This window comes from Streptomyces shenzhenensis, from assembly GCF_021462265.1.
Classification (GTDB): domain Bacteria; phylum Actinomycetota; class Actinomycetes; order Streptomycetales; family Streptomycetaceae; genus Streptomyces; species Streptomyces shenzhenensis.
In genome coordinates, this window is sequence record NZ_JAJONF010000186.1 from 1 (window position 1) to 665 (window position 665).

Annotated in this window: 1 protein-coding gene; it reads right to left on the minus strand. The window is 72.2% G+C overall.

Annotated elements, in window-relative coordinates:
- The coding region (locus LQ326_RS47375) for an AMP-binding protein (protein WP_308402182.1) at positions 1–640 on the minus strand (640 nt) is incomplete at its 3' end.
- Between the last annotated feature and the right edge of the window lie 25 nt (positions 641–665).

Here is a 665-nt window from a genome sequence, read left to right on the forward strand (position 1 = left end):
GCGCGTCGAGCAGCACGATGGCGGACGGGACCATGTAGTCCGGCAGCCGGGTGGCGGCGAACTCGCGTACCGGGTCGGACTGCGGATCCCGCCCGGTGGCGGGCAGCACGTAACCGATCAGTCGCTGGTCGCGCACGACCGCCACGGCCGTCTTCACGTCCGGGTGGGCGGCCAGCGCCGCCTCGACCTCGCCGAGTTCGACCCGGAACCCGCGGATCTTCACCTGCTCGTCGGCCCGGCCCACGAACTCCAGCCGCCCGTCCGGCATCCAGCGGGCCAGGTCGCCGGTGCGGTACATCCGGCCGCCACCGTCACCGTCCCCGAAGGGGCAGGCCACGAACCGCTCCGCCGTCAGATCGGGGCGACCGATGTAGCCCCGCGCCACACCGTCTCCCGCGATGTACAGCTCACCGGCCACCCCCACGGGCACCGGCCGCAGATACGCGTCCAGGACATGGGTACGGACGTTCTCCAGGGGCCGGCCGATGGGCGGCGGCGCATCCTCGGCGGTGATGCCCTTGGGCAGCAGCATCGCCGTGGTGATGACAGTGGCCTCGGTAGGCCCGTAGGTGTTCCAGACCCGGGACCGCGCCCGCCACTTGGCAGCCAGACCGGACTCCAGCCGTTCAGCGCCCAGCACCCAGTTACCGATTCCCGCGACGTCC